Origin of the sequence: Dyadobacter sp., from assembly GCF_051859145.1 — a bacterium.
Taxonomy (GTDB): Bacteria; Bacteroidota; Bacteroidia; order Cytophagales; family Spirosomataceae; genus Dyadobacter.
The window spans coordinates 1-2,986 of record NZ_JBHYGF010000459.1 but is presented as its reverse complement, the minus strand read 5'-3'; the positions used below and the strand labels follow the sequence as shown (position 1 = coordinate 2,986).

At 46.2% G+C, this 2,986-nt stretch carries 5 protein-coding genes; 2 read left to right on the top strand and 3 right to left on the bottom strand.

Features of this window, described 5'->3' with window-relative positions:
• Positions 1 to 25 precede the first annotated feature (25 nt).
• Positions 26 to 472, top strand: a complete 447-nt coding sequence (locus ACTIE6_RS21875) for a vWA domain-containing protein (RefSeq protein WP_439558657.1) — start codon at positions 26 to 28, stop codon at positions 470 to 472.
• A 9-nt stretch (positions 473 to 481) separates the two neighbouring features.
• Here the strand turns inward: ACTIE6_RS21875 and ACTIE6_RS21870 are convergent, their stop codons facing one another.
• A complete protein-coding gene (locus ACTIE6_RS21870; RefSeq protein ID WP_439558656.1) occupies positions 482 to 1,591 on the bottom strand; it encodes a fatty acid desaturase family protein in 1,110 nt (369 codons plus the stop codon).
• 342 nt (positions 1,592 to 1,933) lie between these two features.
• Here ACTIE6_RS21870 and ACTIE6_RS21865 point away from each other — a divergent pair, with 342 nt between their 5' ends.
• Positions 1,934 to 2,392, top strand: coding sequence for a DUF7678 domain-containing protein (locus tag ACTIE6_RS21865; protein WP_439558655.1), 459 nt, complete (start codon positions 1,934 to 1,936; stop codon positions 2,390 to 2,392).
• A 6-nt stretch (positions 2,393 to 2,398) separates the two neighbouring features.
• On the opposite strand, the gene ACTIE6_RS21860 is transcribed toward ACTIE6_RS21865, so the two are convergent.
• The gene (locus tag ACTIE6_RS21860; RefSeq protein WP_439558654.1) at positions 2,399 to 2,764 is read right to left on the bottom strand and encodes a TfoX/Sxy family protein; all 366 of its coding nucleotides are present in this window, start codon (positions 2,762 to 2,764) and stop codon (positions 2,399 to 2,401) included.
• Positions 2,765 to 2,812: 48 nt separating this feature from the next.
• Positions 2,813 to 2,971, bottom strand: a complete 159-nt coding sequence (locus ACTIE6_RS21855) for an LpxL/LpxP family acyltransferase (protein ID WP_439558658.1) — start codon at positions 2,969 to 2,971, stop codon at positions 2,813 to 2,815.
• Positions 2,972 to 2,986: the final 15 nt, after the last annotated feature.

Sequence of the window (2,986 nt, the reverse complement as noted above, 5' to 3'; positions counted from 1 at the left end):
ACTCTACATTAAATAGCTGCTCACCTTGTTGCGGCCGGAAGATCAGCTTTCCATTGTTTTATATTCAGGAAAAGCGAGGGTTGTTATTATACCCACATCGTGCGCTAAGGCGAATGAGATAGCGAGGATGATTGACCTGCTGCAATCGGACGGTGATACGGATGGAAATGAGGGGCTGCGACTGGCTTACAAAACTGCGAACAAAAATTATATCCGGGGAGGTAATAACCGCATTGTACTCGCCACCGACGGGGAGTTCCCGGTGAGTGACGAGGTGATGGCCATGATCGGACAACACGCAAAGCAGGATCTGTACCTCACTGTACTCACATTTGGACGTAATGCACATACCGGCCAGAAGCTGCGTAAGCTTAGTGAACTCGGACAAGGGACCTACGCGCACGTCACAGAAGAAAGTGCCGATTTGCAGCTTATAATGGAAGCGCAGGCGCGAAAGCTTTCAGGCAAATGATACATAAAATCAACCAATCGCATCATTGATCGAAGGCAGGCCAAACCGGCGGAGACTGGAAATGTGAGATTTGAATGCGGAAGCAAAAGACTTGTTTTCCATATAAGGTATCCCAAACTCCTGCGCTGTTTCCTTTACAATCACGGCGATCTGGGGATAATGCACGTGGCAGATTTTTGGAAAAAGGTGATGCTCAATCTGGAAGTTCAATCCACCCAGAAACCAGGTAAGCAGGCGGTTTTCAGGTGCGAAATTAACCGTAGTCTCTAACTGGTGAATTGCCCAGTCTTTATCCAGATTCCCTTGTCCATTCGCAACCGGGTAGCTGGTACCCTCCACGGAATGCGCAAGCTGGAAAACAATTGTCAGTACGAGCCCGGACGTAATATGCATCACGCAGAAACCTGCAAATACCTGCCAGAACGAAATCCCTGCAACCGCAACCGGAAGTACAAAAAGAATGGAAAAATAGATCACTTTCATGATGATCAGTCCCGCCAGCAGCTCGTTGTTTTCACGCTTCGTCTGCTTGTTTACGCCAGACTTTTTAAATTCATGATATTGAATAAAATCCTTGGCAGTAACCCAGTACAAGGTCAAAATTCCGTAAAACAAGAATGCATACAGCCACTGAAAACGGTGCAAATGCTGCACATGGGAATGCGGCGACAACTTCACCACGCCACGATCACGGATATCCTCGTCCAGGGAGGCAATGTTGGTGTAAGTATGGTGTAGTACGTTGTGTTGCAATTTCCAGTTGGTAACGCCTGCACCGGCCAGGTAAATCGTATAGCCCAGCCATTTATTCACCCAGGCTTTGGTAGAATAGGCACCGTGATTTGCATCGTGCATAATGCTCATCCCAATGCCCGAAATCCCAAGTCCCATCAGGAACCACAGCAGAATCGCTACCGGGAATGGCGGGGTAAATAGCAGAAGCGCACAAAAAGGCACAATGTAAATGCCCAGCAAAACAATCGTTTTTACAACCATTGTACTATTTGCGTGACGGGATATTTCATTTTCAGCGAAATAGCGCTCTATCCGGGTTTTCAGCGTAGGGAAAAACTGGCTTTTTGCTGTCGGAGTGAATTTGATTCTTTCTTTGACTTGCATGAGAATTTTAGACAGGAGTTCAGGAATGGGTCGAATGACCAAATGAAAAGAGAAGTAGATCTTTTCTGAACAGCAAGCCTTTCGGTGTAAATAACGGCTTTTTTGACGGTATGGTATCAGAAGTCCGCATTGTTTTGTCACCAAATTGTTAAGATTGTCACTTATTCTTCACAAAAATTCAACAATCACACTAGCCTGCCTCATTCAGTTTTCGGGATAATCTATACTAAGAATAAATACAAATTTGGGTTTCGAATGCTTAAATTCTTTTGTGGCTGAAATATCGGCTGGCAAGGTGCGTATTTTTGATATCAGTCATGAAAAAGCCAGATTATGCGGAAAATGCTTCGAAAAAACATACGTCTCAACGAGGAACAGATTAAAAAACTGCGAGACCTGAGCGAGTTTGACGGCTCCGATCCGCTTGATCACGTAACCAGGGCAATTGACGATTACCTCAGAAAACAAAAGACAGATCTGACACTTCCGGCAGAAAAGGAAATCAATGCGGAGATAACCGGAAAGTCGCCCGAACCAGCTACACCGGGCGCATTGTGGGTTAATGGGATTGTCGACAGGTACGAGTTCTCTGCACTCATATTGAAAGAACCTTCCAAGTCGGCGATCGATAAGGATAGAATTTCCAAGCTTTCCATTCTCGACCCGATCATTCGCGAGAATACCAACAGTTTCATCGCAGCCTGCATTGTCAACTACGACAGAGGCTGGGATATCCGTCCGAGCAAAATCGCCCAACCTTACTATCAAAAAGTAAGAGATCTGATTGACGCGCTGACCTGAAAACGACTACTTCGCTTTTCTTTTGGCAGCAGCTTTGGCGTGTGGGTTATAGGCAAGACAAGTGTCTATCCAGAACCGGAAATCACTGTTAGTCAGCATTCCTTCTTCTGAAACAAGCACATACGCTTTCATGGGCCGGCCATTCATTTGCATTTGCTCACAACCCGGTCTTTCCTGCGCCGCTTCCAGGTTCTCCTCGCCCACGCGGCACATCAGCTGGTCGCCAACTACGCCCACGCACATTTTGTCATTAACCATATAACAAACGCCGCCAAACATGTACTTTTCTTCCACATGCGGCAGCTCGGCAAGTGCCTCCCTGACCTTGTCGCTTAGTTTTTCGTTGAAAGGCATAACAAGCTTTTTCTGCATTTTAAACAAAAATTGAATGCGAACAAATCATTCAGCTATCAATGCACCTCAGGTAAAAATTGCGACCTGACTGGGCTTCGGTGTTTCCTGCCGCAAACGAAACTGCCAGCGTTTATGAGACCAAAGCCAAAGTTCAGGATGGCGCCTTATCGTTGTTTCCAATCGCTGCGCATAACATTGCATCAGGTAGCCTTCATCCTGGTTCAGTGCACTGGAAGAAAT

Excerpts from the sequence above, each read along its gene's own strand:
- ACTIE6_RS21870 (WP_439558656.1), bottom strand. The coding sequence starts at position 1,591 with ATGCAAGTCAAAGAAAGAATCAAATTCACTCCGACAGCAAAAAGCCAG.
- ACTIE6_RS21860 (WP_439558654.1), bottom strand. The coding sequence starts at position 2,764 with ATGCAGAAAAAGCTTGTTATGCCTTTCAACGAAAAACTAAGCGACAAG.
- ACTIE6_RS21865 (WP_439558655.1), top strand. The coding sequence starts at position 1,934 with ATGCTTCGAAAAAACATACGTCTCAACGAGGAACAGATTAAAAAACTG.